Source organism: Streptomyces adelaidensis (genome assembly GCF_016598475.1).
In the GTDB taxonomy this organism is placed as follows: Bacteria; Actinomycetota; Actinomycetes; order Streptomycetales; family Streptomycetaceae; genus Streptomyces; species Streptomyces adelaidensis.
The window spans coordinates 1-23,598 of the sequence record NZ_JAEMUX010000057.1; the positions used below are offsets into that span (position 1 = coordinate 1).

The following is a 23,598-nucleotide window of genomic DNA, read 5'->3' on the forward strand; positions in this document are numbered from 1 at the left end:
CTGAGACGGCTGCACGCAGCCGAACAGCGTGCTCCAAAATAGCTTCTCGCCTCGCACCCCATATGGTGCCGATAGAGGCTCCTTCGTGCGCAATGAAGTTGCGGGCCTTTCTGGCTCCATCGAGCAAGTCGAAGTCAGAGGGTCGCGACCCGAGCGACGTATTCGATAGGTCTCGCAGCGTGCCACCGAGCATCTTGTCCGGAGGCAGACTAGCGATCATCTCTTGCAGACCCATGACGGGGTCGGCTTCTGAAGCCTCGGCGAGATGTGCCATGCGCAAGACGTACTGACACTTTGACTCGAAGGAGTTGGCCAGGTGTAGCGCCCGGCCAGCTGACAGGAAAAGCGCATCCAGTAGTCGAGGTTCACGCGGCTTCAAGTACCCCAGCGACCAGCCCATGCGATCCACGGTACTGGCACAGTCAAGGGGTTTTTGTCGGTCACCGGCTCGGGAGGGGAGATCCGAAAGGATCTGGGAAGCCTTTCCCGCACCCGCGTCTTTCCCTCTTCGTGAACGCGCGGGGGTTAGCCCGAAGTCGTGGGACCGATAGGCGGGGCGCAATCGGCCGAGGCATCCAGTACTTCACCGGGAATCGCGCAGGGTAGCGCGTGTGGTTTCGGGCTGCCTAACAGGTCTTTACATGATGCAAGAGCGACTTCGATCCTTTCGGGGGTCGGGGGAGGAAGCACCACGGGGCGGTGCCAGGACGGCGGCCCGGCTTCACGGCATCTATCCAAATGCTGGTCGTGGAGTCGGGCTGTCTTCCGTTCCGTCGCCAAACACTGCACTCCCCCCGAACGATCTCGAAGAGACATGGGAAATGAACAACACAGTCGAGCTGAAGTGCTGGGCTTGTGAGAAGCCGTTCAATATCGAGTACGGCCCTGGCCGGCCGCCACGGTATTGCGGCCCTTCCTGCAAGAACCTAGCGCGCAAGATTGCGCGCCGAGTCCGCTTCGTTGAGCGGATCGAACAGCGTCGCGCGGCATGCGCTGAAGTGCCATCTGTAGAGAACAACTCCGCGAGCTAGCGGAGAAGTAACCGCCTCATCCAAGCCGCCCCACCCATTCCGGGTGCAGGGCGGCTTTGCATGGCCGCTTCCGGCCCCGACCAATGAAGGAATATCAATGACTGACTGCACTGACCTGTATAAGCGCCAGGCAACGACCGCCCTTGAAGAGCGGAAGAAGCTGGTTACCGAGCTTCGCTCCGTCGAGGGTGACTCGTCCCTTAGCGACGCTGCGAAGCGATCGCGCGTCGAGCGTCTCGACCGGGACATCATGCGCCTGGAGGCCGAGGTTCGCTCTCTGGCGGGCGGCCTGGGCATGCTGACGCCTACGGCTCCCCCGGCCAGTGATGAGGGCTCCTGGCGGGCTCTGATGCCGTCGCTCAGCGAGTACCGCGCCCTGGTGGCCGAAGGCGTTCCGGGCGACGGCGGTTACACCGTGAGCCAGCAGACGGCCGCGAAGTACGTCGACGCTCTTAAGGCCAAGTCGACGTTCCTGCGCGGTCTTCCGGTGGAGAGCATCGTTCCCTTCAGTTCGGCGACCTTCTCTGTTCCGCAGCTTGTGTCCTCGGACGGCATGGACTACGTCGAGGAAGGTCAGCCCCTTCCCGAGGGAGACATGGTCTGGGGTGAGGTCAAGTTCGAGCCGAAGAAGATCGGCCGGATTCAGTGGGCTTCAACTGAGATTTTGGAAGACTCCGCTATCGACCTGCGCAACTCGATTGCGAATAACCTTCTGCGTGATGCTTCCCTGAAGTTCGATGCCGACGCCTTTGTTGGGTCCGGCACCAACCCGATTAAGGGAATCCTTTCCCAGGGAACGACTACGACTCTGGGCACCGGAAAGGCGGCCGTCACCTATGACGACCTGGCCGACGCTGTAGCCCGCATTGAAGCCATGAACGGCACCCCTTCGATTGTCTGGGCTTCCGTCGACATGGCTGCGTCTCTCCGTAAGGAGAAGGCCGCCGGATCGGGCACGTATCAGGCGGGCTCCCCCACGGATTCCCCGGCTTCTACGGCCTGGGGTCTTCCGATTCTCGCTAGCGCGTTCCTGCCCGCCAAGACGATTGTGGTCGCCGATGGCTCCCGGATCGTGGTTGGCGTTCGGCGAAACGCCACGGTGCGAGTCAGCGAAGACGCCCGATTCGATAAGGATCAGGTGGGCTTCAAGCTGACTATGCGTCTCGCGGGTGTCTCTCTGGCCGAGGCTTCCTCGGCGCAGATTGTCAAGGCTGCCGCGAGCTAAGGCAGTCCTTTTGGATGGTTCGGAAACGGGTTTGGTCACCCCGTTTCCGGGCCGTCTCCCTTTTTTGCTCTCCTCAATGCTTGGGCGTGTGCCCAAAACTTGCCACTACCCGTCAAGGAACTCCCGTGAAATCCTTCCTCGATATGGCCGAAAAGGCCGCCGTTCTCTCATACCTTCGCAGTCGTTCAATCATCTGGCCCGAGTCCGAGGGCGGTTGTTGGGAATGGACTTGCTCGAAGACTCCGGACGGCTACGGCCGCTTCACGGCCGACAATCGGTCTTACTACTCGCATCGTGAAGCTTTCAAGGCTTCGGGCCGCCGAATACCGGAAGGCTGGACTATCGACCACCTTTGCCAGAACAAGGCTTGCTGTAACCCGGATCATCTCTCGCCCGTGACGAGAAGCGAGAACTCGTGCCGAGCGCGTAACGACTACTGGATCGCCTTCATGAAGGATCACTTCGCGGCCCGGAACGTTCTTCAAAAGATCGGTGGCACTGTGCTCGAAGCCGAGGTTTGTGCGTGATGACTCCACTCGACGAGATCATGGCGACTTCTAGGCCGATTGTTGAAATCGGGTGCCGCATCTGGGAAGGGCGCGTCTCGCCTGACGGCGTGCCGGTCTTTGGCTACCTATTTGATACCCCGGTAACGCGGTATCTGACCGCGAACCGGTATAGGCACAAGGAACTCGTTCCGGTCTTTAGCAACAGATGCGGTAACAAGCTCTGCATTACCGTTTCTCATCTGACGCTAACCGGCTGGAGTTCCCGGGAAAGGCTGGCCGGCTGATGCCTGAATCGAAATTCGATCGACTTATTCAACGCGTCGCACTTCGTCGCTTCGAGAAAGAGCAGAAGCGCATTCGGTCGGCCTATCTGCTGGCCGAGGGAATGAAGGCCGTGTCTATGCGCCTGAATGGCGAGTCAGGCTGAATCACGCGGAATGCACGCAGCCCCACCAGACGGGGGATGCTGGTGGGGCTGGACCGGCACGCTAGGTGAGAAGAGGTTCGCCGTCCCTAGCGTGCCGGGGTCTTTTACTCGATCCGCTCGACCAGAGCGAATGAGGTGCAGATGCGCCGGAATCCTGGGTGACCGGCACGGCCCGTATGGCCCATGCATTCGACGTCAACGGCCGCGCCATCGGTCGAAGGTGTGGCCTTCCATTCGCACTTGAGGCACTCGGCCTCAAAGGTCACGTCAGTGTTCGGGTGCTGCGTGATCCGGTGTTGTACGTATCGCAGTACAGTGCGCACCATCACTCGGCCCCGTGCTCTTCTTGAAGGTGTGTCCGGAGAACCACGTTCGCATCGGACACCTTCGAGTAGTCGCCAATCGATCGGGCGTTAGTTCGCGTCACCGCGATGTGAAGGCATTCCTGGCAGCCTGCTACGGGGTCGGGCTGCTGGACCGGGGCCGTCAAGTGCACCGGTTCCGTCATCGTCGTCCGCCTTGCACTCATACCGTGACCTCTCCCCGACTGCATGCCGTCCTAGAGAATGTTCCCGCACGGCGCGCATGGGTGCGGTCATTATTTGCGTTGTCGGGTAGAAGATCAGGAACGGAACCGAGTGGCCCACTCGGAAAGGAGTTCCCGGCAGCCGTCTCCGAACAGGGCATACCCCTGGTATGTTGCAAACTCGTTCAGGTAAGCCGATACGTCCCGGTGATCTCGGAAGACCATTACTCCGGTCTGTGTCTCCACTGTCGCTATCCGCGTGTCATAGACAGTGAAGGTATTCAATGGCGCGGTCGGCATGTGGCCAACCAAAGGGATGACTCCGAGCTCGATATTTGGAAGCAGGCTAATCGAAACCAGTCGGTCAACTTGCACGGCCATGGCCGCTGGAGGCAGGAATGGCCATCTGACGGCCTGCTCGGTCAGGATGAATGTGAAGCGTTTCGACGTGTCATAAAGGGCAGACTGCCGTTCTAGCTTCTTGGCAATGGCCTTACTGTGGTCGCCAGGGATGTGGGCAAGACTGGCCCGAACGTAATCGGGTGTTGCGAGAAGACCGGTCACCATTGACAACAGGAAATACCGGAACTCTGTTGAGGGCCTCTCGAACCCGGCTAGCTCATTCTGTTTCTTCTCCAACCCGGTACGGCGTTGGGACCAAGCGTCTTGCCATTCACTGTTAGCGTTACGCGCAAGTGCCGCCACTCGGGAAACAAGGTCCGGGGGTGCATCCAATGCCCTGAGAATCAGCTCAACGTCAACAAGGGTGGGGGTTAGCTTCGCCCCTTCAATATTGCTGATCTTCGTTTGGCTCATAGCGCAACGCTGGGCGAGCCGGGTTTGGGTGATCCCGGCCCGCTTGCGGAGCGTCTTCAGCGTCTCGGCTAGGTCGGCTCTGGACTGGCCTAGCTCTTCCGGCTCAAAGGTCAAGGCCCTTCACGTACTCCTCGAAGGGAACAGACTCGGCCAGCGCGATTCCCTGATATTCAAGGAACGGTGTCACGTCCCCCTCATACGCTTCTCGGTTGATCTGCGTTCCGTCCGCCTCATAGTGCATGATGACGACTTCTGCTTTGTCGAACATCCAGAAGTCTTCAACACCCGGCAACGGATTCTCGCGCTCGGTCACGTCAAGGATTCGGATATCTTCCCCGATGGGGGCTTGATGACGGTAATACCTCTCGAACTCGAAGCGTAGGTAGTCGGAGAGAGGCCGAGTCAGGATGTGCACTCGCCCGACATTTGCCCCGGATTCCCTACGATGCCGGATCATGGCCGTCCACGAATCCTCGTACGGCCCCGGAAACCGTTGGCCCGCAAGGAAACGCGAGAACTCTTCGGCCTCTTGGGGTACGCGGTAGACCGGCAGGGTTTCCAGTCGCCATGCCTCGGTCTGGAAGTCTCGGAACTTGGCTTGCCAGGCTTCACCAGCCAAGAGCATTGAAAGCCTCCCTCAGTACGCTTTCCGGGATCTCAACCAACCCTTCGCCCTCGGGCGGGATGAAGCCGTTGAACACGTCGCCCTGCACAACGATCGATCCCTTTTCGGTGCGGTACACGTTCGGGCAGTCCCCTTGTCCGCACTCCCCGTTCCCGTTGCCGGTAAGGCGGGTCAGTTCCTCGCGAGCCATGCTCAACCCCCTTGGTCATGGCCCCCGTTAGGGCCGGTACGCATGACGGTACGAGGGTTGTTCATGGTCGTCTATGCGGCAACGCTGATATTCGCGTAGTCGGGTACGCCACCGCTCGGGACGGCGGTGCGGCTGTCTGTCGCGGCCTGGCCCCGATGCGAGGCCCTACGCGGCTCTGCGCGGGCCGCTCGCGGACGAGACGGCCCCGCTGACGTAGAGCCCCCGGCCGACGGCCGGAGCTCTACGTGGGTGTCGCTGCCTAGGTCAGGCCCGGACCGCGTACCGGGATCGACGTGAAGGTCGGCTGAGAGAGTTGCTGCGGGCTGAAGAAGTCGTTGCCCTTGTCGTCGACGACGACGAACGCGGGGAAGTCCTCGACCTCGATCTTCCACACCGCTTCCATGCCGAGCTCCTCGTACTCGACGACCTCGACCTTCTTGATGCAGTCCTGGGCGAGCCGGGCCGCCGGGCCGCCGATCGAGCCGAGGTAGAAGCCGCCGTGCGCGCCGCACGCGTCCGTGACCTGCTGCGAGCGGTTGCCCTTCGCCAGCATCACCTTGGAACCGCCCGCCGCCTGGAACTGCTCCACGTACGAGTCCATACGGCCGGCCGTCGTCGGACCGAACGAACCGGACGCGTACCCCTCGGGGGTCTTCGCCGGACCCGCGTAGTACACCGGGTGGTCCTTCAGGTACTGCGGCATCTCCTCGCCCGCGTCGAGGCGTTCCTTGATCTTGGCGTGCGCGATGTCACGGGCCACGACCAGCGGACCGGAGAGCGAAAGACGCGTCTTCACCGGGTACTTGGTCAGCTCGGCGAGGATGTCGTCCATCGGCTGGTTGAGGTCGATGCGCACGACGTCCGACTCATCGAGGTGCTCGTCGGTCGTCTCCGGCAGGAACCGCGCCGGGTCCGTCTCCAACTGCTCCAGGAACACGCCCTCGGCGGTGATCTTCGCGACGGCCTGCCGGTCGGCGGAGCAGGAGACGGCGATCGCGACGGGACACGAAGCCCCGTGCCTCGGCAGCCGGATGACCCGGACGTCGTGGCAGAAGTACTTGCCGCCGAACTGCGCGCCGATACCGATCTTCTGCGTCAGCTCGAAGACCTTTTCCTCCAGGTCCTTGTCCCGGAACCCGTGCCCGAGCGGCGAACCCTCCGCCGGGACCTCGTCCAGGTAGTGCGCGGAGGCGTACTTCGCGGTCTTCAGCGCGTACTCGGCACTCGTACCGCCGACGACGATCGCCAGGTGGTACGGCGGGCAGGCGGCCGTACCCAGCGAACGGATCTTCGCCTCAAGGAACTTCATCATGGAGGCCTCGTTCAGGACGGCCTTCGTCTCCTGGTACAGGAAGCTCTTGTTCGCGGACCCGCCGCCCTTGGCCATGAACAGGAACTTGTACGCGCCGCCGTCCGTCGCGTACAGCTCGATCTGCGCCGGGAGGTTCGAACCGGTGTTCTTCTCCTCCCACATGGTGAGCGGAGCCATCTGCGAGTAGCGCAGGTTCAGGTTCAGATACGCGTCGTAGATGCCCTTCGACAGGGCCTTCTCGTCCGCGCCCTCGGTCAGCACGTTCTGCCCGCGTTTACCCATGACGATCGCCGTGCCGGTGTCCTGGCACATGGGCAGGACACCCGCCGCCGCGATGTTCGCGTTCTTCAGCAGGTCGAGGGCGACGAACTTGTCGTTGCCCGACGCCTCGGGGTCGTCGATGATCCGGCGCAGCTGCGCCAGGTGGGCCGGGCGCAGATAGTGCTGGATGTCGTGGATGGCCTCGGCGGCCAGCTTGCGCAGCGCCTCGGGCTCCACCTTGAGGAACGTACGCCCGTCGGCCTCGAAGGTGGAGACACCCTCCGAGGTCACCAGCCGGTACGGAGTGGTGTCCTCTCCCATGGGGAGCAGATCGGTGTACTCGAACTCAGGCATGGCGCCCATTCCTCACTCGACAAGGCTGGTTTCAGGCTCGGCTCGCTCGACGTCGGCTGACCTTCGTCGGCAGCGCCCACCAGCGTAGAACCTGCCTCGGAAAGCGAGCTTGTGAGGTAAGGCTCAGTTCGTCGCCCATGAGTTGTCCACACCCCTGGTCGCGATCTATCGCGAGTGGGTACGCTGCTGTCGTGGACCTTCACAAGCGCCCTGCCCAGGAACCGCCGTTGCCGTCCGCCGAGCTGCGGGCCTCCGACGCCGACCGTGACCGGATCGCCGATCTGCTGCGCGACGCCCTCGCCGAGGGCCGTCTCACCGCGGAGGAGCACTCCGAGCGGATCGAGGGTGTGCTCGCCGCCAGGACGGTGGGTGAGCTGGACGTCTTCGTCCGGGATCTGCCGGCCGGCCAGGCCCGGAAGGCGGGGCCGGAGTATGTGCCGCCCGTCTCCGCCGTGCCCAACCGGCCGACGCCGGGGGCCATTCCGATGGACGCCGACGACCGGCTGATGGCCGTCTTCAGTTCCTCGGTGCGCAAGGGCCGTTGGCGGGCGGGCCGCCGCATCCATGCCTACGCGATATTCGGCAGCGTCGAGATAGACCTCAGCGAGGCGCTCTTCGAGCACCGCCAGGTGATGATCAAGGCGATCTCGGTGTTCGGCAGCGTGGAGATCCGCGTCCCGGAGAACGTCTCGCTGCGCGGCAGTGGCGGCGGCATCCTCGGCAGCTTCGAGGTGGAGACGCTGGATTCGGGCGAGACCGACGCACCGGTGGTCTTCGTGGACGGGCTGGCGGTACTGGGGAGCATCGAGGCGAAGCCCAAGCGGGGCAAGATGATCACCGACCTCCTCGACCGCGTCACGGATCACGTGGCCCGCAAGGTGGACGATCATTTGCGCAAACACCTGGACCGTTGACGGTTGTGAATTCGACCACGTCCGGACATCACCCGAAGGGATCCGGTCCGGATGTGACCGGATGGTGATGACGCCGATTCCAGCGGTTCGGGACTCAGTGCATAGGCCCGCGCACAGCGGGTAGGCCTTGCTGCATCGTCTCTCGCTCGCGAAGCCGTCGTCAGGAGTAGACCGTGCTGCATCCGCCGCATTCGTCCCTGCAGGTCGCTGCTGTTCCGCCCCAGCGGGTGCCAGTGCGCGACAGGGATCAGGACGCCCCGTGGCACACGGAGGCCGTGTGCCGGCGCGACGAGGCCGGGCTGTTCTTCGCCCCCTCCAAAGAACCCACCGCCTCCCGGCTCTCCCGAGAGGAAGCCGCCAAGCGCGTCTGTGCCCGCTGCCCCGTCATGGTGGAGTGCCGAGAACACGCACTCCTGCAACCCGAGCCCTACGGCGTCTGGGGCGGCCTCACCGCCGCCGAACGCCGAGTGGTGCTGGCCCGCAGGCGCCGCCGAGACGTCGAACTCCAGAAGGCGGCGAGGACGACGGGCCCCATAGCGGCGGCCGGCTGACCATCCGTACGTCAAAGGGGCACCCTCTCCGCACAAGAGGGTGCCCCTTTGACGCGACATCAGGGGCGCGCCCCTCAGGGGCGCGGGGAACTGCGCGACAAGCCACAACGAACCCGCGGCCGACAACCGACCGCAGTCACCCTCAACCCCCAGCGCGACCGGCGGAGCTACTTGGCCTTCTCGAAGTCGATGGAGCTGTAAGCCCGCAGCTTGCTCAGTCGATGCACAGAATCGATCCGCCGCACCGTCCCCGACTTCGACCGCATCACGATCGAGTCGGTGGTCGCGGTCTCCGACCGGTACCGCACACCGCGCATCAGTTCCCCGTCCGTGATCCCGGTCGCGACGAAGAACACGTTCTCCCCGGACACCAGGTCATCGGTGGTGAGCACCCGGTCGAGGTCATGCCCCGCGTCGATCGCCCGCTGCCGCTCCGCGTCGTCCTTCGGCCACAACTTGCCCTGGATCGTGCCGCCGAGACACTTCACCGCACAGGCCGAGATGATGCCCTCGGGCGTGCCGCCCACGCCGAGCAGCAGATCGACGCCGGTGCCTTCCCGCAGCGCCAGGATCGAGCCCGCGACATCCCCGTCGGAGATCAGCTTGATCCGCGCCCCGGCCTCCCGGATCTCCTTGATGATGCCTTGGTGCCGGGGCCGGTCCAGGATGACCACGGTCACATCGTCCGGCGCGGAGCGCTTCGCCTTGGCGACCCGGCGGATGTTCACGGAGATGGGCGCGTCGATGTCGACGAAGTCGGCCGCCTCCGGGCCGGTGACCAGCTTGTCCATGTAGAAGACGGCCGACGGGTCGAACATCGTGCCCCGGTCGGCCGCCGCGAGAACGGCGATCGCGTTGGTCATGCCCTTGGCCGTCAGCGTCGTACCGTCGATCGGGTCCACGGCGATGTCGCACTCCGGGCCGGTGCCGTCACCGACACGCTCGCCGTTGAAGAGCATCGGGGCCTCGTCCTTCTCGCCCTCCCCGATCACGACGACGCCGTTCATCGACACGGTGGAGACGAGGGTGCGCATGGCGCGCACAGCCGCTCCGTCCGCCCCGTTCTTGTCCCCGCGGCCTACCCAGCGGCCGGCGGCCATCGCAGCCGCCTCGGTCACCCGTACGAGTTCCAGGGCGAGGTTGCGGTCGGGGGCCTCGGAGGGGACTTCGAGCTCGGACGGCAGTTGATGGTTCTCGGTCATCGGAGCGCACCTTTCTGATACGACGACGGCCGGATGAGGGTTCGGCCCGACTCTATCGTCAGTTCGACAAAATGAGCAGGGGACCCCACGGATGAGCGGACCGGTGCACCTGCGACGATGAGCCCGTGGCAGGTATGAAAGGCAAGCAGAGCGTTCGCGACATGGTCCTCTCCCTGGGGCTCATCGTGCTGGCGGCGTGGGTCATCTATCTCTTCGTCCCCCATGACGAGACCGAGCCGGAGCTCAAGCGTGTCGACTACCGCGTCGAACTGCTGACGGCGCGCCGTGCGGCCTCCTATCCGGTCGCCGCGCCCGAAGCCCTGCCCAACACCTGGAAGGCGACCTCCGTCCGCTTCCAGGGCGACCAGTCCGACCACTGGCACCTCGGGTTCCACGACCCTGACGGCGAGTACGTGGCGATCGAACAGTCCGCCGAGCAGCCGTCCCGGTTCATCCCGGACGCCACCCAGGACGCGACGAAGACCGAGGCGACGCGGAAGATCGGCGACGAGACCTGGACGCGGTACGAGGGCGAGCGCTACGACGCCCTCGTGCTGGAGCGCGAGGGCTCCACGACCGTCGTCACGGGAACGGCGTCGTTCGACCGGCTGACGAAGATGGCCGAGGCGCTCAAGACGGAGTGACCCCGCGTGGCGGGTAAGCGCTGTGTATGTACGAAGGGCCCCCGGCGTGGTTCGCCGGGGGCCCTTCGTCATTGCTGCGGTATTGCTGAAACTTGCTGGGGTGAGGCTCAGACCGTGGTGATGACCTGGTCGAACTCCAGGCGCGGGGAGCGCGGGTAGGACGCGCCCTCGCCGGGCTTGCCGATGTTGACGACCATCAGCGGGGTGTGGTCGTCGTCCAGGAACTCCTTCTGGACACCGGCGAAGTCGAACCCGGTCATCGGGCCGGCGGCCAGGCCCGCGGCGCGGACGCCGATGATGAAGTACGCGGCCTGGAGGGCGGCGTTCACCCGGGCGGCGGACTCGCGGGCCGCGCGCTCGGCGAAGAAGAGGTCCTTGGCCTGCGGGAACGCCGGGAACAGGGTCGGCAGCTCCTCGTGGAACTCGTTGTCCGCGGCGAGGATCGCGACCAGCGGGGCGGCGGCCGTCTTGGCCTGGTTGCCCTCGGACATGTGCGTCACCAGGCGCTCCCGCGCCTCGGCGGAGCGGACCAGGACGATACGCAGCGGGGTCTGGTTGAAGGCGGTCGGGCCGTACTTGACCAGGTCGTAGATCGCCTGCACCTGTTCCTCGGTCACCGGCTCGCCGGTGAACGTGTTCGCGGTGTGCGCTTCACGGAACAGCAGGTCCTGGGCGGCGGGGTCAAGAACGAGCGACATGGGACAACCTTCGTGAGGCGGTGGATTTACGTCATCGACGCTACGCGAATGAAGTTCAAACTTCAATCAAAAATGAAGCTGAGTGATCCGCTTCACAGGGGCTGGGTGGTTCGTGGGGCGCCGGGGGAGTGCGACGGGGCGCTCGGGAGGACTCGGTGCCGGCCGGCGAGGGGCGGGGAGCACTGGGAGGAGTCGGGCGTATGCGGGTCGGCGGCTGTGGGCGTCACCCGACCAAGGGTCGACCGGCGGACAACCCCCGCAGGCGCGGGGTGGGCCCGACCCTGCGACCCTCCGGCTGTCGCGCTGTCGTCAGTGGCCGGCCCGGCGTTGCTCGCTCTCGGCGCCGCCGGCTATCGGAGTCACCGGCTCTCGTTGTGGCCCGGCTCGGGGGTCACCGTCGCCTCGACGACCTCTTCCGCCGTGCGGAGGCCCGCCTGAAGCCTGTGCGGCGGCCCGCTCGAAGCTCGACTGGAGGCCCGCCCGAAGCCCGCCGGCGGCCCGCCCGAAGCCCGACCGGAGGCCCGCCCAAAGCTCGACTGGAGGCCCGTCCGGAGCCCGGCCTGCGGTGTGCCCAAAGGCCGCCTCACCAGCAGCTATAAGAAGCCGTCAGCCACAGCGGCATGGTGGACGCGGTCGGCGTGATCGGCGGGGCAGCCGCTACCCCTCCGCGTCCCCGTCCGCCCCCTCGTCCTCCGCCAGGGCCGCGTCCAGCCGTGCCCGGGCGCCGTCCAGCCAGCGGCGGCAGACCTTGGACAGCTCCTCGCCGCGCTCCCAGAGAGCGAGGGATTCCTCCAGCGTCGTACCGCCCGCCTCAAGGCGGCGGACGACCTCGATCAGCTCGTCACGCGCCTGCTCGTACCCGAGGGCGCGGGTGGCCTCGGAGGCCCCGGCGGCCTCGGTCGTCCCGTCGGCCTCGCTCACGTTGCTGGTCATGCGGCCCACCCTATGCGTCCCCTCCGACAGTCCCGGTTCCGTCGACCCGGACGGCGAACTCGCCCTCGGCCACCCGCGCCCGCAACGGCTCGTCCGGCGCGACCTCGCCGGGCGCGCGGACCACATGGCCGTCGGCCTTCTGCAGCACCGCGTATCCCCGCTGGAGGGTCGCGGCGGGGGAGAGGGCCACCACGCGCGCGTGCGTGTGCGTCAACTCCGAGGAGGCGCGGTCCAGATGGTGGCCCAGGCAGCGGCGCCCCCGGTCGACGAGCGAGGCCACCTGAGCGGCGCGCTCGTCGATCATGCGGTGCGGATCCTCTATCGAGGGGCGCGCCAAGGCGTGCGCGAGCCCCCGCTCCTCCCGCTCCACGAACGCCTCCACGCACCGCCGCGCCCGGTCCCGCAGCCACCGCACCCGCTCGTACTCCTCGCCCACGTCCGGCACCACCTTCTTGGCCGCGTCGGTCGGCGTGGACGCGCGCAGGTCCGCCACATAGTCCAGCAGCGGGGTGTCCGGCTCATGACCGATCGCCGACACGACCGGTGTACGACAGGACGCGACCGCCCGCAGAAGCTGCTCGTCGGAGAACGGCAGCAGATCCTCCACACTGCCGCCGCCGCGCGCGACGATGATGACGTCCACGCCGTCCAGCGCGTCCAGCTCCTTCACCGCCTGCACGACCTGCGGCACCGCGTGCACACCCTGTACGGCGACGTTGCGCACCTCGAAACGGACCGCCGGCCAGCGGCGCCGCGCGTTCTCCAGCACATCGCGTTCGGCGGCCGACGCCCGGCCGGACACCAGCCCGATCAGCTGCGGCAGGAAGGGCAGCGCCTTCTTCCGCTCGGGTGCGAAAAGCCCCTCGCTCGCCAGGGACTTCTTCAACTGCTCCAGCCGCGCGAGCAGTTCACCGACACCGACCGGCTTTATCTCCGTCGCCCGCAGCGACAGCTGCCCACGCGGCGCGTACCACTCGGGCTTCGCGTGTACGACAACCCGCGCGCCCTCGCTCACCGCGTCGGCCACCGCGTCGAACACCTGCCGGTAGCAGGTCACGCTCAGCGAGATGTCCTGCGACGGGTCGCGCAGGGTGAGGAACACGACCCCCGCCCCCGGGCGCCGCGACAGCTGGGTGATCTGCCCCTCGACCCACACCGCGCCGAGCCGGTCGATCCAGCCGCCGATGAGCCGGGACACCTCGCCGACGGGGAGGGGTGATTCGGCGGACGTGTTGAGAGCCATGCGTGGAGCCTAACGGCGGGGGCCGACAAGGCCGCCGAAGAGCTCGGGACCGGGGGCGCGTTGGCGGGTGCGGGTGGTTCGTGGCTGTGCGCGCGGTTCCCCGCCCTCCCAAGAGCTGGCGGCGCCCCCTGCCTGTTTTTTGGGGGCGCGGGGAACTGCGCGAACAACCCCCACCGACCCGCATTCGCCACACAACCGCACCCCACCGAGCCCTCCCGCGCTCTCCCACGGCGGAGCCCCGTCGCAGGGGAACCCCCTACGATGGAAGACATGACCGCTTCGCCTGGCCGCCGCCGTGTCCTCCTCGCCGCTCCGCGCGGCTACTGCGCGGGTGTCGACCGTGCCGTGATCGCCGTCGAGAAGGCCCTGGAGCAGTACGGGGCCCCGATCTATGTCCGCCACGAGATCGTCCACAACAAGTACGTCGTGCAGACCCTGGAGAAGAAGGGCGCCATCTTCGTCGAGCAGACGGAGGAGGTCCCCGAGGGGAACATCGTCATGTTCTCGGCGCACGGCGTGGCGCCGACGGTCCACGACGAGGCACAGCGCGGCAGGCTCGCCACCATCGACGCGACCTGCCCGCTGGTCACCAAGGTCCACAAGGAAGCGATCCGGTACGCCGAGGAGGACTTCGACATCCTCCTGATCGGGCACGAGGGACACGAAGAGGTCATCGGCACGTCGGGTGAGGCGCCGGACCACATCCAACTGGTCGACGGCCCCGGCGATGTCGCCAAGGTCGAGGTCCGCGACCCCTCCAAGATCGTCTGGCTCTCCCAGACCACGCTCTCCGTCGACGAGACGATGGAGACGGTCGGCGCGCTCAAGGACAAGTTCCCGCTGCTCATCTCACCGCCCAGCGACGACATCTGCTACGCCACGCAGAACCGCCAGCTCGCCGTGAAGCAGATGGGCGCCGAGGCGGAGCTGGTCATCGTGGTCGGGTCGCGCAACTCCTCCAACTCCGTGCGGCTCGTCGAGGTCGCCAAGCTCGCCGGGTCCCGAGAGGCGTACCTCGTGGACTTCGCGAGCGAGATCGAGGAGGCCTGGCTGGAGGGCGTGGAGACCGTCGGCGTCACCTCAGGCGCCTCCGTGCCGGAGGTCCTCGTCGAAGAGGTCCTGGAGTGGCTGTCCCAGCGCGGCTACGGGGACGTCGAACTGGTCAAGGCCGCCGAGGAGTCGATCACCTTCTCGCTCCCCAAGGAGCTGCGCCGCGACCTGCGCGCGGAGGCCGAGTCCCTGGTCGCCGAGCGCACCGGACAGGGCGCCGCCGGAGCCTGACCCCTGGACATGCCCGTACGGCCCCGGAACGTGAAGGTTCCGGGGCCGTACGCGTTCGAGGGCGTGAGGACTTGACCAGCCGGGCGGCGGCCAGGGGCCTCGCTGCCGTGACTGTCAGTCGTACGACGTAACGTAGGGCCATGCACATCTTCGGCGTGGACATCGGTGGTTCGGGGATCAAGGGCGCTCCCGTGGACCTGGACCTGGGCGACCTGGCGGACGAGCGGCACAAGGTGCTGACCCCGCACCCCGCGACGCCCGACGCGGTGGCCGACGGGGTCAAAGAGGTCGTCGATCATTTCGGCTGGACCGGCCCGGTCGGCATCACCTTCCCCGGCGTGGTCACCGGCGGTGCCACGATCCGCACGGCGGCCAACGTCGACAAGGACTGGGTCGACGTCGACGCGCGCGCCCTCCTCAGCGACCGGCTCGGCGGTCTGCCGGTGACCGTGGTCAACGACGCGGACGCGGCAGGCGTCGCCGAGATGCAGTTCGGCGCCGGCCGCGACCGCCAGGGCACGGTCGTCCTGCTCACCTTCGGCACGGGCATCGGCAGCGCCCTCTTCTGCGACGGCGTCCTCGTCCCCAACACGGAGCTGGGCCACCTGGAGCTGAACGGCCACGACGCCGAGACCCGCGCTTCCACCAAGGCCAAGGACGACCACGAGCTGACCTGGGAGCACTGGGCCAAGCGCGTCACCAGGTACCTCGCCCATGTCGAGATGCTCTTCTCTCCCGAGCTCTTCATCATCGGCGGCGGCGTCAGTCGCAAGTCCGCGAAGTTCCTCCACCTCATCGAGGACATCAAGGCCGAGATCGTCCCGGCCGAGCTGCAGAACAACGCGGGCATCGTGGGCGCGGCGATGCGAGCGGCGAAGGCCGGCTAGGAACGGCGGTAAGGGGCGGGGGATCCGGGGGCGGGGCGGCTAGGAACTTCGGGGGACGGTACGGCCGGGCTGGGCCGTGGTCCTGGGAGCCCGGGGCGGGACGGGCCGCCGGTCGTACGGAGGCTGACCCTGCCCCTGCCCTTGGCCCTCCCTCTGCCTCTGCTCCTGACTCCGATCCCTCTCCAGACCCCTACGCCTCTCCCTCTCTCTTTCCCGCTCCCTCTCCCACTCCCGTTCGGCCGCCCGGCGGGCCATCAGCCGGAGCTTGCGTACAGTCACGATGAGGCCGGCGACGAGGGTGCCGCCGTAGAGCCAGCCGGCCTGCATGGCGAGGGTGGTGACGAGGGCCATCAGGTGTCCGCCGAGGCCGTCCTCGCCGCTGGCGACGGGGGGTAGGCCGGCCGCGAAGGCGATCGGTACGACGACCGGCGCACTCGTCAGGTCCCCGCCCCGCACCCACACCGCGCTCAACGCGCTGACCAGCAGGAACAGCGCTCCGTACAGGGTGAGGGACGCCCCGAACAGCAGCCGGTCGAGACAGGCGAGGGCGAGCATCGACGTCCCGCAGAACAATCCGCAGCCCAGCCCGGTGAGCCGGGGGTTCGGCATCCGGCGCATGGCCCGTGCGACGCGCCGCACGGCTTGGACGGGCGGCGGTACAGGCCCGCGCGCGACCGGAGCACGACGTGGCGCGCCCGCGCCGGGACCCCGGCCCCCTCTGCCCGCCTGTGGGGGGAGGGGCGGTGCGCCGCGCTGCGGCCCGGTTCGAGGGGGGTGTGTCCTTTGTTGCTGCTCCACTTGACCAACTTAGGTCGGTTAATGTGCCGAATGGGTTCACAGACACGCCGTTGAGCGGACCTTGGCCAAGCGTTCGATACCTCGCGGGGCTGGGGGCGCGCACGCCGTAAACTGGGGGATCGGCCAGCCTTCTGGCCGCTGGGGCATGATCCGCAGGACCGGCCTCAGGTTCCAGGTCCCGCCGCCCCAGCCCCAGGCCGCCTGGCCCTCCTACGTACGGGAAGTCGCAAACGTGTCGCTCACGATCGGAATCGTCGGTCTGCCCAACGTCGGCAAGTCGACCCTGTTCAACGCCCTGACCAAGAACGACGTGCTCGCGGCCAACTACCCGTTCGCCACGATCGAGCCGAACGTCGGCGTCGTGGGCGTCCCGGACGAGCGCCTGGCCAAGCTGGCCGAGATCTTCGGCTCGCAGCGCATCCTCCCGGCGACCGTCGACTTCGTCGACATCGCGGGCATCGTGCGCGGTGCCAGCGAGGGCGAGGGCCTCGGCAACAAGTTCCTCGCGAACATCCGCGAGTCGGACGCGATCTGCCAGGTCATCCGCGCCTTCCAGGACGAGAACGTCGTGCACGTCGACGGCAAGGTCTCGCCGAAGGACGACATCGAGACGATCAACACCGAGCTGATCCTCGCGGACCTCCAGACGATCGAGAAGGTCCTGCCGCGTCTCCAGCGGGAGTCACGCATCAAGAAGGACATCGGGCCGAAGGTCGCCGCCGTCGAGGCGGCGAAGGAGATCCTGGAGAAGGGCGACACCCTGTTCTCCGCAGGCATCGTCCAGGGTTCCGGCAACGACGAACTCCTCCACGACCTGCACCTGCTGACGACGAAGCCGTTCCTCTACGTCTTCAACGTCGACGAGGACGAACTGGTCGACGACACCTTCAAGGACGAGCAGCGCGCCCTGGTCGCCCCCGCCGAGGCGATCTTCCTCAACGCCAAGCTGGAGGCGGATCTCGCCGAGCTCGACGAGGAGGACGCGAAGGAGCTCCTGGAGTCGGTCGGTGTGGAGGAGCCCGGCATGGCGACCCTGGCCCGCGTCGGCTTCAACACCCTGGGCCTGCAGACCTACCTCACGGCCGGCCCCAAGGAATCCCGCGCCTGGACCATCAAGAGCGGCGCCACCGCCCCCGAGGCCGCCGGTGTCATCCACACCGACTTCCAGAAGGGCTTCATCAAGGCCGAGGTCATCTCCTTCGCCGACCTCGTCGCCACGGGCTCGGTCGCCGAGGCCCGCGCCAAGGGCAAGGCGCGTATGGAGGGCAAGGAGTATGTGATGCAGGACGGGGATGTTGTCGAGTTCCGCTTCAATGTGTGAGCGGATGAAATAACACCACATCACTGACGTGGCAAACATACAGGTCAGAAGGGGTCGGGCTCGTGGGAGCCCGGCCCCGTCATCGATGCGGTGCTGGATCGGTGCTGGATCTGCTGACTCGATGTCAGGAGTGCTCAGGTGTCGTAGACGGTAGAGCGATACCCCACGTGCACGACCCACACCACCAGTTCACCGTTGTCGATCGTGTAGATCACGCGGTAGTCGCCTACCCGTAGGCGGCGTCGGTCGGGCTGGGAGACCAGGGCCGTGGTGTTGAACCCCAGCGGGTCGCTCTCCAGCTCGGTCAGCTTGGCGAGAATGCGGAGGGCCACGTCTCGCGGGACCTTGCGGAGCTCGGCCTGAGCCTCGGGTCGGAAGACGGTGCGGTACTCACTCACTGCGCGCCAGCGTCTCCCTCATGATGTCCTCGATCGGGATGCCGGGTGCCGGGTTGGCCATGCGCTCGTCGATGATTCTGTTGATCTCGCGCTCTTCCCACTCCTGGTACTTCCGGAGCACTTCGATGGACACCACGGCAGCCACCTGCTTGCCTCGGCGCGTGATCACCGTGGGTACGTCGTCGCGGTCAGCCCGCTCCACGACCTCGGCCAGGTGTGCCCGGACATCGCGGATGGACTCTATGGGCAGCGGCTGCGTCATGCGCACAAGAGTACCGAGTGCCGCATGTGTACACAACGGCTCATTGTCGCGCTCCGGGTGCTGGGTGAACCGCAACCGTGCTGGATCTGTGCTGGATGCGACAGGGGCTGGTCGGCGTGACAGCGACGCTCTCAGGCCTTGACTTTGGTGACGTCGTGAACGTCGACGCGGGAGAGAACCCACTTGACGCGGACCGGGTGGATGCGGTCGTAGTCGGCCTCAAGGGTGGTCATGGCGCTGGTGGCCACACGGACACCCTCTTCCGACGCCGCCTGGACCAGAGCCACGACGGCGCGGTCCTTGCGATAGAGCTTCGAGAGTCCTTCGCTGTCCAGCAGTAGGGTGCCAGGCATCAGGCAGTGGCCCCGCCGGCCTGCCGGTGGTCGTGGCGTAGTAGCGCACGGGCGGCCTCAACTTCTTCGCGGGCGAGTTCCTCGTTGTCGGTCTCGAAGTCGGCGACGATCTCCCGCAGCTTGTCCATGGCGACTCGCTGTTCGAGGGCCTCGGCGACGTAGGCGGAGAAACCGCCGGGCCCGACGTGGGCGCGTACGGCCTCGGCGAGATCCTCAGGCAGGCTGATCGAGCATTTCCTGCTACCGCTCATGGTGTCGTTCCTACCGGTGGTCGCAAGTCCCTGAGCGTCAATATCCCCATATGGGTCTGATCCGTCCGCCGCTGGGCCCCGCGAACGTCAGTCCGGGCCCTGTGCGGGCGGTGGGAGGATGCGGGGAGAGCGAGCGAGGGGCGGGAAGCGTGGGGCGTGGCGAGCGGGACACGGTCGCGAGGGGAGCGCGCCTGTACGAGGCGGCGCAGGCAGTGGTCGGTGACCACGGACGGGCTGTGGAGGCGGTACGGGCGGCACTGAAGCCGATCCACGACGCAGCGGTGAAGCGGGAGCTCGACGCCATCCCTGTTGCCCGACTGCAGGACGTCACCGAAGGGCGGCTGCGGCTGGGGAGCGTCGAAAAGAGCGGACTGCCCACGGTGGGCAGTGTTCTCGAAGCAGGCCCCTACCGGTTGCGGCAGATTCCCGGTGTCGGGCAGCGCACGACTGACCAGATGCTCGCGGCTGCCCGTCGGCTCTCCGAGGCTGTGCACGAGACCGTGGCCGTCCACATCGACGTGGACCGGCCGGAACCGAGCACAACCGCGCTCGTCGTGGCCTTGCACGTGGTTGTGGAGGCCGGCCCCGACGCGCGGCGTGCGGTCGACAAGGCCGCCGTCCTGTCGAAACGGCTCGGCCCGTTGCTCGCCGACGCCCGGCCCGCCGCCGGACGAATCCGGATGCTCCTGGCGGGCCAGGAGAAGAAGACTCGCGCGTTGGCGGCGGTCACCGAGATCCGGTTGCTGGTGGACGAGGCGGAGCGCGCGGCACTGCCCGGGCTTCTCGCGCAGGCATCGGTGGACCTGCTCCGCGGGCCCACGTCCGACATTGCGGCCTGGGTGGACTTCGAACTCCGCTCCGCGGAGTACTACAGCCTGCTCGCCGAGATCTCCGGGCGGCTGCCGGACGCGGCCGCCACCGAGGGCTTCCTGCCGGACGAGATCGCCGAACGGGTACGGACCCAGCACCTCGACGACACGCACCGGCGGGTCTCCCTGCGTGGTTACCAGGCGTTCGGCGCGCGGTTCGCGCTTGCGCAGCGCAAAGTGATACTCGGCGACGAGATGGGACTTGGTAAGACCATCCAGGCGATCGCTGTGCTGGCGCACTTGGCAGCCGGGGGAGAGAGCCACTTCATGGTCGTGTGCCCGGCGAGCGTCCTCGTGAACTGGACACGGGAGATCGAGGCCCGCAGCGTCCTGCGTGTCATGGTGCTCCACGGCCCCGATCGGCACCATGCGTTCGCCGACTGGAAGGGGCGAGGCGGGGTCGGGGTGACCACGTTCGATGCGCTGCGCGGTTTTGCCACGCCGGGCGGTGGGGAGGTCGGACTGCTCGTGGTTGACGAAGCGCACTCCGTGAAGAACCCGAAGGCCAAGCGGTCTCAGGCGGTCGCCCTGTGGGCGGAGCGTTGCGGGCGCACCCTTTTCATGACTGGAACCCCGATGGAGAACAGGGTCGTGGAGTTCCGCGATCTGGTCCGGATGCTCGATGGCGAGGTCGCGGACTCCCTCGGTGAACGGGACGCGTTGGCCGGGTCGGTCGCCTTCCGTAAGGCGGTGGCCCCGGTCTACCTGCGGCGCAACCAGGAGGACGTGCTGACCGAACTCCCGAGTCTCCAGCAGACCGACCAGTGGGAGGAGCTGAGCGCATCGGACGAGGAGGCGTACCGTGAAGCCGTGCGCGCCGGCAACTTCATGGCGATGCGCAGGGCGGCGTACATGCGCCCCGCGAAGTCGGCCAAGCTGGACCGGCTCCGGGAGATCGTTCAGGAGGCCGGAGAGAACGGGCAGAAGACGGTGGTCTTCTCCTATTTCAGGGACGTATTGGGCGTGGTGAAGGAAGCACTCGCGGCCGGAACCACCGACGGCACTGAGCTGTTCGGCCCACTCACCGGAAGTGTCCCGGCCGGGCGTCGGCAGCAGATCGTCGACGACTTCGCCGGTGTTTCGGGTCCCGCGGTGCTCGTGGCCCAGATCCAGGCAGCGGGCGTCGGCCTCAACATGCAGGCCGCCTCTGTCGTCGTCATCTGCGAACCCCAGATCAAGCCGACCATCGAACATCAGGCGGTGGCCCGGGCCCACCGCATGGGCCAGGTCAGGCCGGTTCGCGTGTACCGTCTCCTCGCCACCGGAGGCGTCGACGAACGCATGGTGAAGATGCTGGAGGCCAAGGCTCGCCTGTTTGACGCCTACGCCCGCCGCAGCGCCGTGGCGGAAGCCACCCCGGACGCGGTCGACGTGTCGGACACCGAACTGGCACGACGGATCGTCGAGGAGGAACAGGCGCGTCTGGGCATGACGGACGAGAGCCTCACGGCGGCCGAGTGAATCGGGCCGAGCCGAACAGTGGTTGCCACGGCTTCCAGCAGGGACCACCTGCGGGCTTCGTCGACCAGACGACAGGGTGTGGGTCTGGGCGAGGTCGGTGAGGTCGTTGACGAGGACCGTGCTGATTCTGCGCTGACTTGGATCTCGCGGAGACCTGTTTCCGTAGGTGGGAGCGCTATCGTAGATGTTCCGCTTCAATGTGTGATCGCTGAATTACTGTACGTCAATGTGATTCATTTGACGTGCGGATTCGGGGCCGAGCCCTCTCATGGGCTCGGTCCTTCGTCGTTCTCGCGTGGACTTGAGGCCGGACTGGGGGCGGATGCTGACGCATTGACGTAATGTTTGCGTCATTCTATGGTGTGGGCATGCTCTTCCCCACGCCCGTTCTCACCGCCGAGGACCGGCGTGTCCTCCATGAGATCGAAGACCTTCGCCGCTCGTTGCGCCTGCAGGTTCGGTCCACTCCGGTGAAGTGGACCGAAGGCCTGCGCAAGTTCCTGACCGCCGACGCGGTGGCGGCCTCCAACTCGATCGAGGGCTTCAAAGTGTCCACGGTCGACGTCGAGGACCTTCTGGAGGGCGAGCGGGATGTCGATGTCTCGGAGGAGGACCGCGAGGAGACGCTCGCCTACCAGCGGATGATGACCTACATCCAGACGCTGCACGATGTCGCGGACTTCCGTTATGGCAAGGAGCTCCTCAACGCGCTCCACTGGATGCTGCAGGGGCACCGGCACACCCCGCGGAAGCCGGCCGGGCAATGGCGGCGCGGGGCGGTGTACGTGACGGACACCCGCGACCCCAGCATCGCGGCATACACGGCGCCGGACGCGGCCGATGTGCCTGCGTTGACGGGAGAACTGGTCGAGTGGCTGAACGCAGACGACGGCGCCCACCCGCTGGTACGGGCCGCCATGGCGCATCTGCACCTCGTTTCCATCCACCCGTGGGCGGATGGAAACGGCCGCATGTCTCGGTCTCTCCAAACACTCATGATCGCGCGAGAGGGGGAACTGGCCCCCGAGTTCTCCTCGATCGAGGCTTGGCTGGGGCGCCCCGGCAATACCTGGGAGTACTACCGTGAGTTGCAGCGTCGGGGGGGCACCTACCGCCCCGACCAGGACGTCTCCGACTGGGTCCGTTTCAGCCTCACCGCGTACCACCAGCAGGCGCAGACCGTACGCAGTCGCCTGGATCGTTCGAGTCGGGTGTGGCTTCTGCTCGGTGAGTTCGCGGAGGTCCGAAGGCTGGACGAGAGGGTGGTTTCCGCTCTGCACGACGTGGCGATGTCTGGGAGGGTGCGTCGTACACGCTACGAGCGAGCGGAGGATCTGAGCCTGCAGCGGGCCCAACGCGACCTGCGGGACCTGGCCGCGGTTGGCGTTCTGACACCGGTCGGCCGCACCCGTGCCCGCTTCTACACCGCCGGCCCCGCTTTTCCGGAGTCAGCTCTGGAAGCGGCTCGGACGCCGCTGCCGCTGGTCGATCCGTACACGCGCTGAGGACATCCGGCGGACTGCCGAGTCCATCACGATGACGGAGTGGAGTACCTGCGCTCAAAGCATGCCCACTTCGTGCCGCCCAATCTCAGCGAGAAAATTGACCCGCCACACCTCTCGAAGAGCAGCCAAGAGTGATCAAACCCGTACGGGAACTCTGGGTGTAGGGACCTCTCCTCGTTAGAGAGCCGAGATTCCGAAATCGAGGGCCCATCAACCAGTGGCTGTGGGACTCGAACGCTTTCGGGTTGCCGATCCCATCGCTTTCGTGCTCGGCCTGCTCTCGACGCCGTCGTCACGCCGGACGTGGGCCGAGACCTCGCCCCAATCGTCGTCCTCGCGGCCGGCGGCCGTCGCGCGGCCCCGTCGGTACTTGTTTTCCCTCTTGTCGCCGAGTCTTTCCGGAGTGCCTCCTTCGAGCGCGCCCGCCTCGCTGCGCCATGCCTGGTTCGCGCCAGGGCCACCCCTGGAGGTCCGGCCCTTGGATCTGCCGTGCCTGGATCGTGGTGATTTGGGGGTGCTGATCTCTTGGCAGGGGAAGCCTTGAACAGGCAGGCGAGTCAGGCAGGGAGAGGGGGCCACATGTGGGTGGCATTGGCGATACTCGGCGTGTTCAACGGTGAGTTTCGTGTGCTGGCGGTTGCCGCCGGAGTGCTCCTGCTGTGGGTCGGGCACAAGCGGAGCAGCATGCTGCTTACGGCGGTCGGTGCGGGCTTTCTCGCCGTGATGTTGTTCGCGGTGTACTGAACCGGCT

The 23,598-nt window shown here is 66.5% G+C and carries 25 protein-coding genes and 1 pseudogene; 11 read left to right on the top strand and 15 right to left on the bottom strand.

Features of this window, described 5'->3' with window-relative positions; genetic code table 11:
* Positions 1-274, bottom strand: a 274-nt coding sequence (locus tag I8N67_RS42990; RefSeq protein WP_234046402.1) for a hypothetical protein, incomplete at its 3' end; no start/stop codon positions are given.
* A gap of 854 nt (positions 275-1,128) precedes the next feature.
* On the opposite strand from I8N67_RS42990, the gene I8N67_RS27865 reads away from it, so the two are divergent.
* Positions 1,129-2,256 (top strand): phage major capsid protein, encoded by a 1,128-nt coding sequence (locus I8N67_RS27865; RefSeq protein WP_200306795.1) that lies wholly within the window; start codon positions 1,129-1,131, stop codon positions 2,254-2,256.
* Between the two features lie 125 nt (positions 2,257-2,381).
* The gene (locus tag I8N67_RS27870; RefSeq protein WP_200306797.1) at positions 2,382-2,783 is read left to right on the top strand and encodes an HNH endonuclease signature motif containing protein; all 402 of its coding nucleotides are present in this window, start codon (positions 2,382-2,384) and stop codon (positions 2,781-2,783) included.
* 513 nt (positions 2,784-3,296) lie between these two features.
* Here the strand turns inward: I8N67_RS27870 and I8N67_RS44915 are convergent.
* The 5 genes from I8N67_RS44915 to I8N67_RS27890 all read right to left on the bottom strand — a co-directional run bounded on the left by I8N67_RS44915 (position 3,297) and on the right by I8N67_RS27890 (position 7,276).
* Entirely contained in the window at positions 3,297-3,518 is a 222-nt protein-coding gene (locus I8N67_RS44915) for a DUF7848 domain-containing protein (RefSeq protein WP_443729048.1), read from the bottom strand.
* 296 nt (positions 3,519-3,814) lie between these two features.
* Complete coding sequence (locus tag I8N67_RS27875; RefSeq protein WP_200306799.1) at positions 3,815-4,648, bottom strand: helix-turn-helix domain-containing protein; 834 nt, start codon at positions 4,646-4,648, stop codon at positions 3,815-3,817.
* A complete protein-coding gene (locus I8N67_RS27880) occupies positions 4,638-5,159 on the bottom strand; it encodes a DUF6879 family protein (RefSeq protein ID WP_200306801.1) in 522 nt (173 codons plus the stop codon). The genes I8N67_RS27875 and I8N67_RS27880 overlap by 11 nt, the downstream gene beginning before the upstream one ends.
* Complete coding sequence (locus I8N67_RS27885; protein WP_200306803.1) at positions 5,143-5,349, bottom strand: hypothetical protein; 207 nt, start codon at positions 5,347-5,349, stop codon at positions 5,143-5,145. The genes I8N67_RS27880 and I8N67_RS27885 overlap by 17 nt, the downstream gene beginning before the upstream one ends.
* Positions 5,350-5,608: 259 nt before the next feature.
* Positions 5,609-7,276 (bottom strand): fumarate hydratase, encoded by a 1,668-nt coding sequence (locus I8N67_RS27890; protein WP_200306805.1) that lies wholly within the window; start codon positions 7,274-7,276, stop codon positions 5,609-5,611.
* A gap of 191 nt (positions 7,277-7,467) precedes the next feature.
* Between I8N67_RS27890 and I8N67_RS27895 the strand changes: the two genes are divergently transcribed.
* Positions 7,468-8,190 (top strand): DUF1707 SHOCT-like domain-containing protein, encoded by a 723-nt coding sequence (locus I8N67_RS27895; RefSeq protein WP_200306807.1) that lies wholly within the window; start codon positions 7,468-7,470, stop codon positions 8,188-8,190.
* Between the two features lie 173 nt (positions 8,191-8,363).
* Complete coding sequence (locus tag I8N67_RS27900; RefSeq protein WP_200306809.1) at positions 8,364-8,741, top strand: WhiB family transcriptional regulator; 378 nt, start codon at positions 8,364-8,366, stop codon at positions 8,739-8,741.
* Between the two features lie 167 nt (positions 8,742-8,908).
* Here I8N67_RS27900 and glpX read toward each other — a convergent pair whose 3' ends face one another.
* Complete coding sequence (gene glpX / locus I8N67_RS27905) at positions 8,909-9,943, bottom strand: class II fructose-bisphosphatase (RefSeq protein ID WP_200306811.1); 1,035 nt, start codon at positions 9,941-9,943, stop codon at positions 8,909-8,911.
* A 134-nt stretch (positions 9,944-10,077) separates the two neighbouring features.
* On the opposite strand from glpX, the gene I8N67_RS27910 reads away from it, so the two are divergent.
* Positions 10,078-10,587, top strand: a complete 510-nt coding sequence (locus I8N67_RS27910) for a DUF4245 domain-containing protein (protein ID WP_200306882.1) — start codon at positions 10,078-10,080, stop codon at positions 10,585-10,587.
* Between the two features lie 107 nt (positions 10,588-10,694).
* Here the strand turns inward: I8N67_RS27910 and I8N67_RS27915 are convergent, their stop codons facing one another.
* From I8N67_RS27915 to xseA, 3 genes are all read right to left on the bottom strand, one after another.
* Entirely contained in the window at positions 10,695-11,285 is a 591-nt protein-coding gene (locus I8N67_RS27915; RefSeq protein WP_200306813.1) for a malonic semialdehyde reductase, read from the bottom strand.
* A 657-nt stretch (positions 11,286-11,942) separates the two neighbouring features.
* Complete coding sequence (locus I8N67_RS27920) at positions 11,943-12,218, bottom strand: exodeoxyribonuclease VII small subunit (RefSeq protein WP_200306815.1); 276 nt, start codon at positions 12,216-12,218, stop codon at positions 11,943-11,945.
* A gap of 10 nt (positions 12,219-12,228) precedes the next feature.
* Positions 12,229-13,461 carry an exodeoxyribonuclease VII large subunit gene (gene xseA, locus I8N67_RS27925; RefSeq protein WP_200306817.1) on the bottom strand — a complete coding sequence of 411 codons (1,233 nt, stop codon included), beginning with the start codon at positions 13,459-13,461 and terminating at the stop codon, positions 12,229-12,231.
* 261 nt (positions 13,462-13,722) lie between these two features.
* Here xseA and I8N67_RS27930 point away from each other — a divergent pair, with 261 nt between their 5' ends.
* Together I8N67_RS27930 and ppgK are read left to right on the top strand one after the other, a co-directional pair.
* Positions 13,723-14,742: a 4-hydroxy-3-methylbut-2-enyl diphosphate reductase gene (locus tag I8N67_RS27930; RefSeq protein WP_200306819.1), complete on the top strand. Its 1,020-nt coding sequence runs from the start codon at positions 13,723-13,725 to the stop codon at positions 14,740-14,742.
* A 140-nt stretch (positions 14,743-14,882) separates the two neighbouring features.
* Positions 14,883-15,629: a polyphosphate--glucose phosphotransferase gene (gene ppgK / locus I8N67_RS27935; protein WP_200306821.1), complete on the top strand. Its 747-nt coding sequence runs from the start codon at positions 14,883-14,885 to the stop codon at positions 15,627-15,629.
* 39 nt (positions 15,630-15,668) lie between these two features.
* Here the strand turns inward: ppgK and I8N67_RS27940 are convergent, their stop codons facing one another.
* Positions 15,669-16,268, bottom strand: a complete 600-nt coding sequence (locus I8N67_RS27940; protein ID WP_372443811.1) for a DUF6542 domain-containing protein — start codon at positions 16,266-16,268, stop codon at positions 15,669-15,671.
* Positions 16,269-16,659: 391 nt separating this feature from the next.
* Between I8N67_RS27940 and ychF the strand changes: the two genes are divergently transcribed.
* Positions 16,660-17,748 carry a redox-regulated ATPase YchF gene (ychF, locus tag I8N67_RS27945; RefSeq protein WP_200306825.1) on the top strand — a complete coding sequence of 363 codons (1,089 nt, stop codon included), beginning with the start codon at positions 16,660-16,662 and terminating at the stop codon, positions 17,746-17,748.
* 134 nt (positions 17,749-17,882) lie between these two features.
* Here ychF and I8N67_RS27950 read toward each other — a convergent pair whose 3' ends face one another.
* The 4 genes and pseudogenes from I8N67_RS27950 to I8N67_RS27965 all read right to left on the bottom strand — a co-directional run bounded on the left by I8N67_RS27950 (position 17,883) and on the right by I8N67_RS27965 (position 19,012).
* Entirely contained in the window at positions 17,883-18,146 is a 264-nt protein-coding gene (locus I8N67_RS27950; protein WP_200306827.1) for a type II toxin-antitoxin system RelE family toxin, read from the bottom strand.
* Entirely contained in the window at positions 18,139-18,408 is a 270-nt protein-coding gene (locus I8N67_RS27955; RefSeq protein ID WP_100828042.1) for a type II toxin-antitoxin system Phd/YefM family antitoxin, read from the bottom strand. The genes I8N67_RS27950 and I8N67_RS27955 overlap by 8 nt, the downstream gene beginning before the upstream one ends.
* A gap of 143 nt (positions 18,409-18,551) precedes the next feature.
* A pseudogene (locus I8N67_RS27960) lies at positions 18,552-18,761 on the bottom strand (DNA-binding protein); the annotation flags it as partial.
* Positions 18,761-19,012, bottom strand: coding sequence for a hypothetical protein (locus I8N67_RS27965; protein ID WP_200306829.1), 252 nt, complete (start codon positions 19,010-19,012; stop codon positions 18,761-18,763). The gene I8N67_RS27965 and the pseudogene I8N67_RS27960, both read right to left, overlap by 1 nt.
* A gap of 149 nt (positions 19,013-19,161) precedes the next feature.
* Here I8N67_RS27965 and I8N67_RS27970 point away from each other — a divergent pair, with 149 nt between their 5' ends.
* The 3 genes from I8N67_RS27970 (at position 19,162) to I8N67_RS27980 (ending at position 23,591) form a co-directional block, all read left to right on the top strand.
* Entirely contained in the window at positions 19,162-21,342 is a 2,181-nt protein-coding gene (locus I8N67_RS27970) for a DEAD/DEAH box helicase (RefSeq protein ID WP_200306831.1), read from the top strand.
* 368 nt (positions 21,343-21,710) lie between these two features.
* A complete protein-coding gene (locus I8N67_RS27975; protein ID WP_200306833.1) occupies positions 21,711-22,847 on the top strand; it encodes a Fic family protein in 1,137 nt (378 codons plus the stop codon).
* A gap of 579 nt (positions 22,848-23,426) precedes the next feature.
* On the top strand, positions 23,427-23,591 hold the full coding sequence (locus I8N67_RS27980) for a hypothetical protein (protein WP_200306835.1): 165 nt from the start codon (positions 23,427-23,429) through the stop codon (positions 23,589-23,591).
* Positions 23,592-23,598 lie beyond the last annotated feature (7 nt).

Coding starts and splice junctions, on each gene's coding strand:
- I8N67_RS27920 (WP_200306815.1), bottom strand. CDS start 12,218: ATGACCAGCAACGTGAGCGAGGCCGACGGGACGACCGAGGCCGCCGGG.
- I8N67_RS44915 (WP_443729048.1), bottom strand. CDS start 3,518: ATGGTGCGCACTGTACTGCGATACGTACAACACCGGATCACGCAGCAC.
- I8N67_RS27955 (WP_100828042.1), bottom strand. CDS start 18,408: ATGACGCAGCCGCTGCCCATAGAGTCCATCCGCGATGTCCGGGCACAC.
- I8N67_RS27975 (WP_200306833.1), top strand. CDS start 21,711: ATGCTCTTCCCCACGCCCGTTCTCACCGCCGAGGACCGGCGTGTCCTC.
- I8N67_RS27980 (WP_200306835.1), top strand. CDS start 23,427: ATGTGGGTGGCATTGGCGATACTCGGCGTGTTCAACGGTGAGTTTCGT.
- I8N67_RS27915 (WP_200306813.1), bottom strand. CDS start 11,285: ATGTCGCTCGTTCTTGACCCCGCCGCCCAGGACCTGCTGTTCCGTGAA.
- xseA (WP_200306817.1), bottom strand. CDS start 13,461: ATGGCTCTCAACACGTCCGCCGAATCACCCCTCCCCGTCGGCGAGGTG.
- glpX (WP_200306811.1), bottom strand. CDS start 9,943: ATGACCGAGAACCATCAACTGCCGTCCGAGCTCGAAGTCCCCTCCGAG.
- I8N67_RS27885 (WP_200306803.1), bottom strand. CDS start 5,349: ATGGCTCGCGAGGAACTGACCCGCCTTACCGGCAACGGGAACGGGGAG.
- ppgK (WP_200306821.1), top strand. CDS start 14,883: ATGCACATCTTCGGCGTGGACATCGGTGGTTCGGGGATCAAGGGCGCT.
- I8N67_RS27890 (WP_200306805.1), bottom strand. CDS start 7,276: ATGCCTGAGTTCGAGTACACCGATCTGCTCCCCATGGGAGAGGACACC.
- I8N67_RS27880 (WP_200306801.1), bottom strand. CDS start 5,159: ATGCTCTTGGCTGGTGAAGCCTGGCAAGCCAAGTTCCGAGACTTCCAG.
- I8N67_RS27865 (WP_200306795.1), top strand. CDS start 1,129: ATGACTGACTGCACTGACCTGTATAAGCGCCAGGCAACGACCGCCCTT.
- I8N67_RS27930 (WP_200306819.1), top strand. CDS start 13,723: ATGGAAGACATGACCGCTTCGCCTGGCCGCCGCCGTGTCCTCCTCGCC.
- I8N67_RS27910 (WP_200306882.1), top strand. CDS start 10,078: ATGAAAGGCAAGCAGAGCGTTCGCGACATGGTCCTCTCCCTGGGGCTC.
- I8N67_RS27965 (WP_200306829.1), bottom strand. CDS start 19,012: ATGAGCGGTAGCAGGAAATGCTCGATCAGCCTGCCTGAGGATCTCGCC.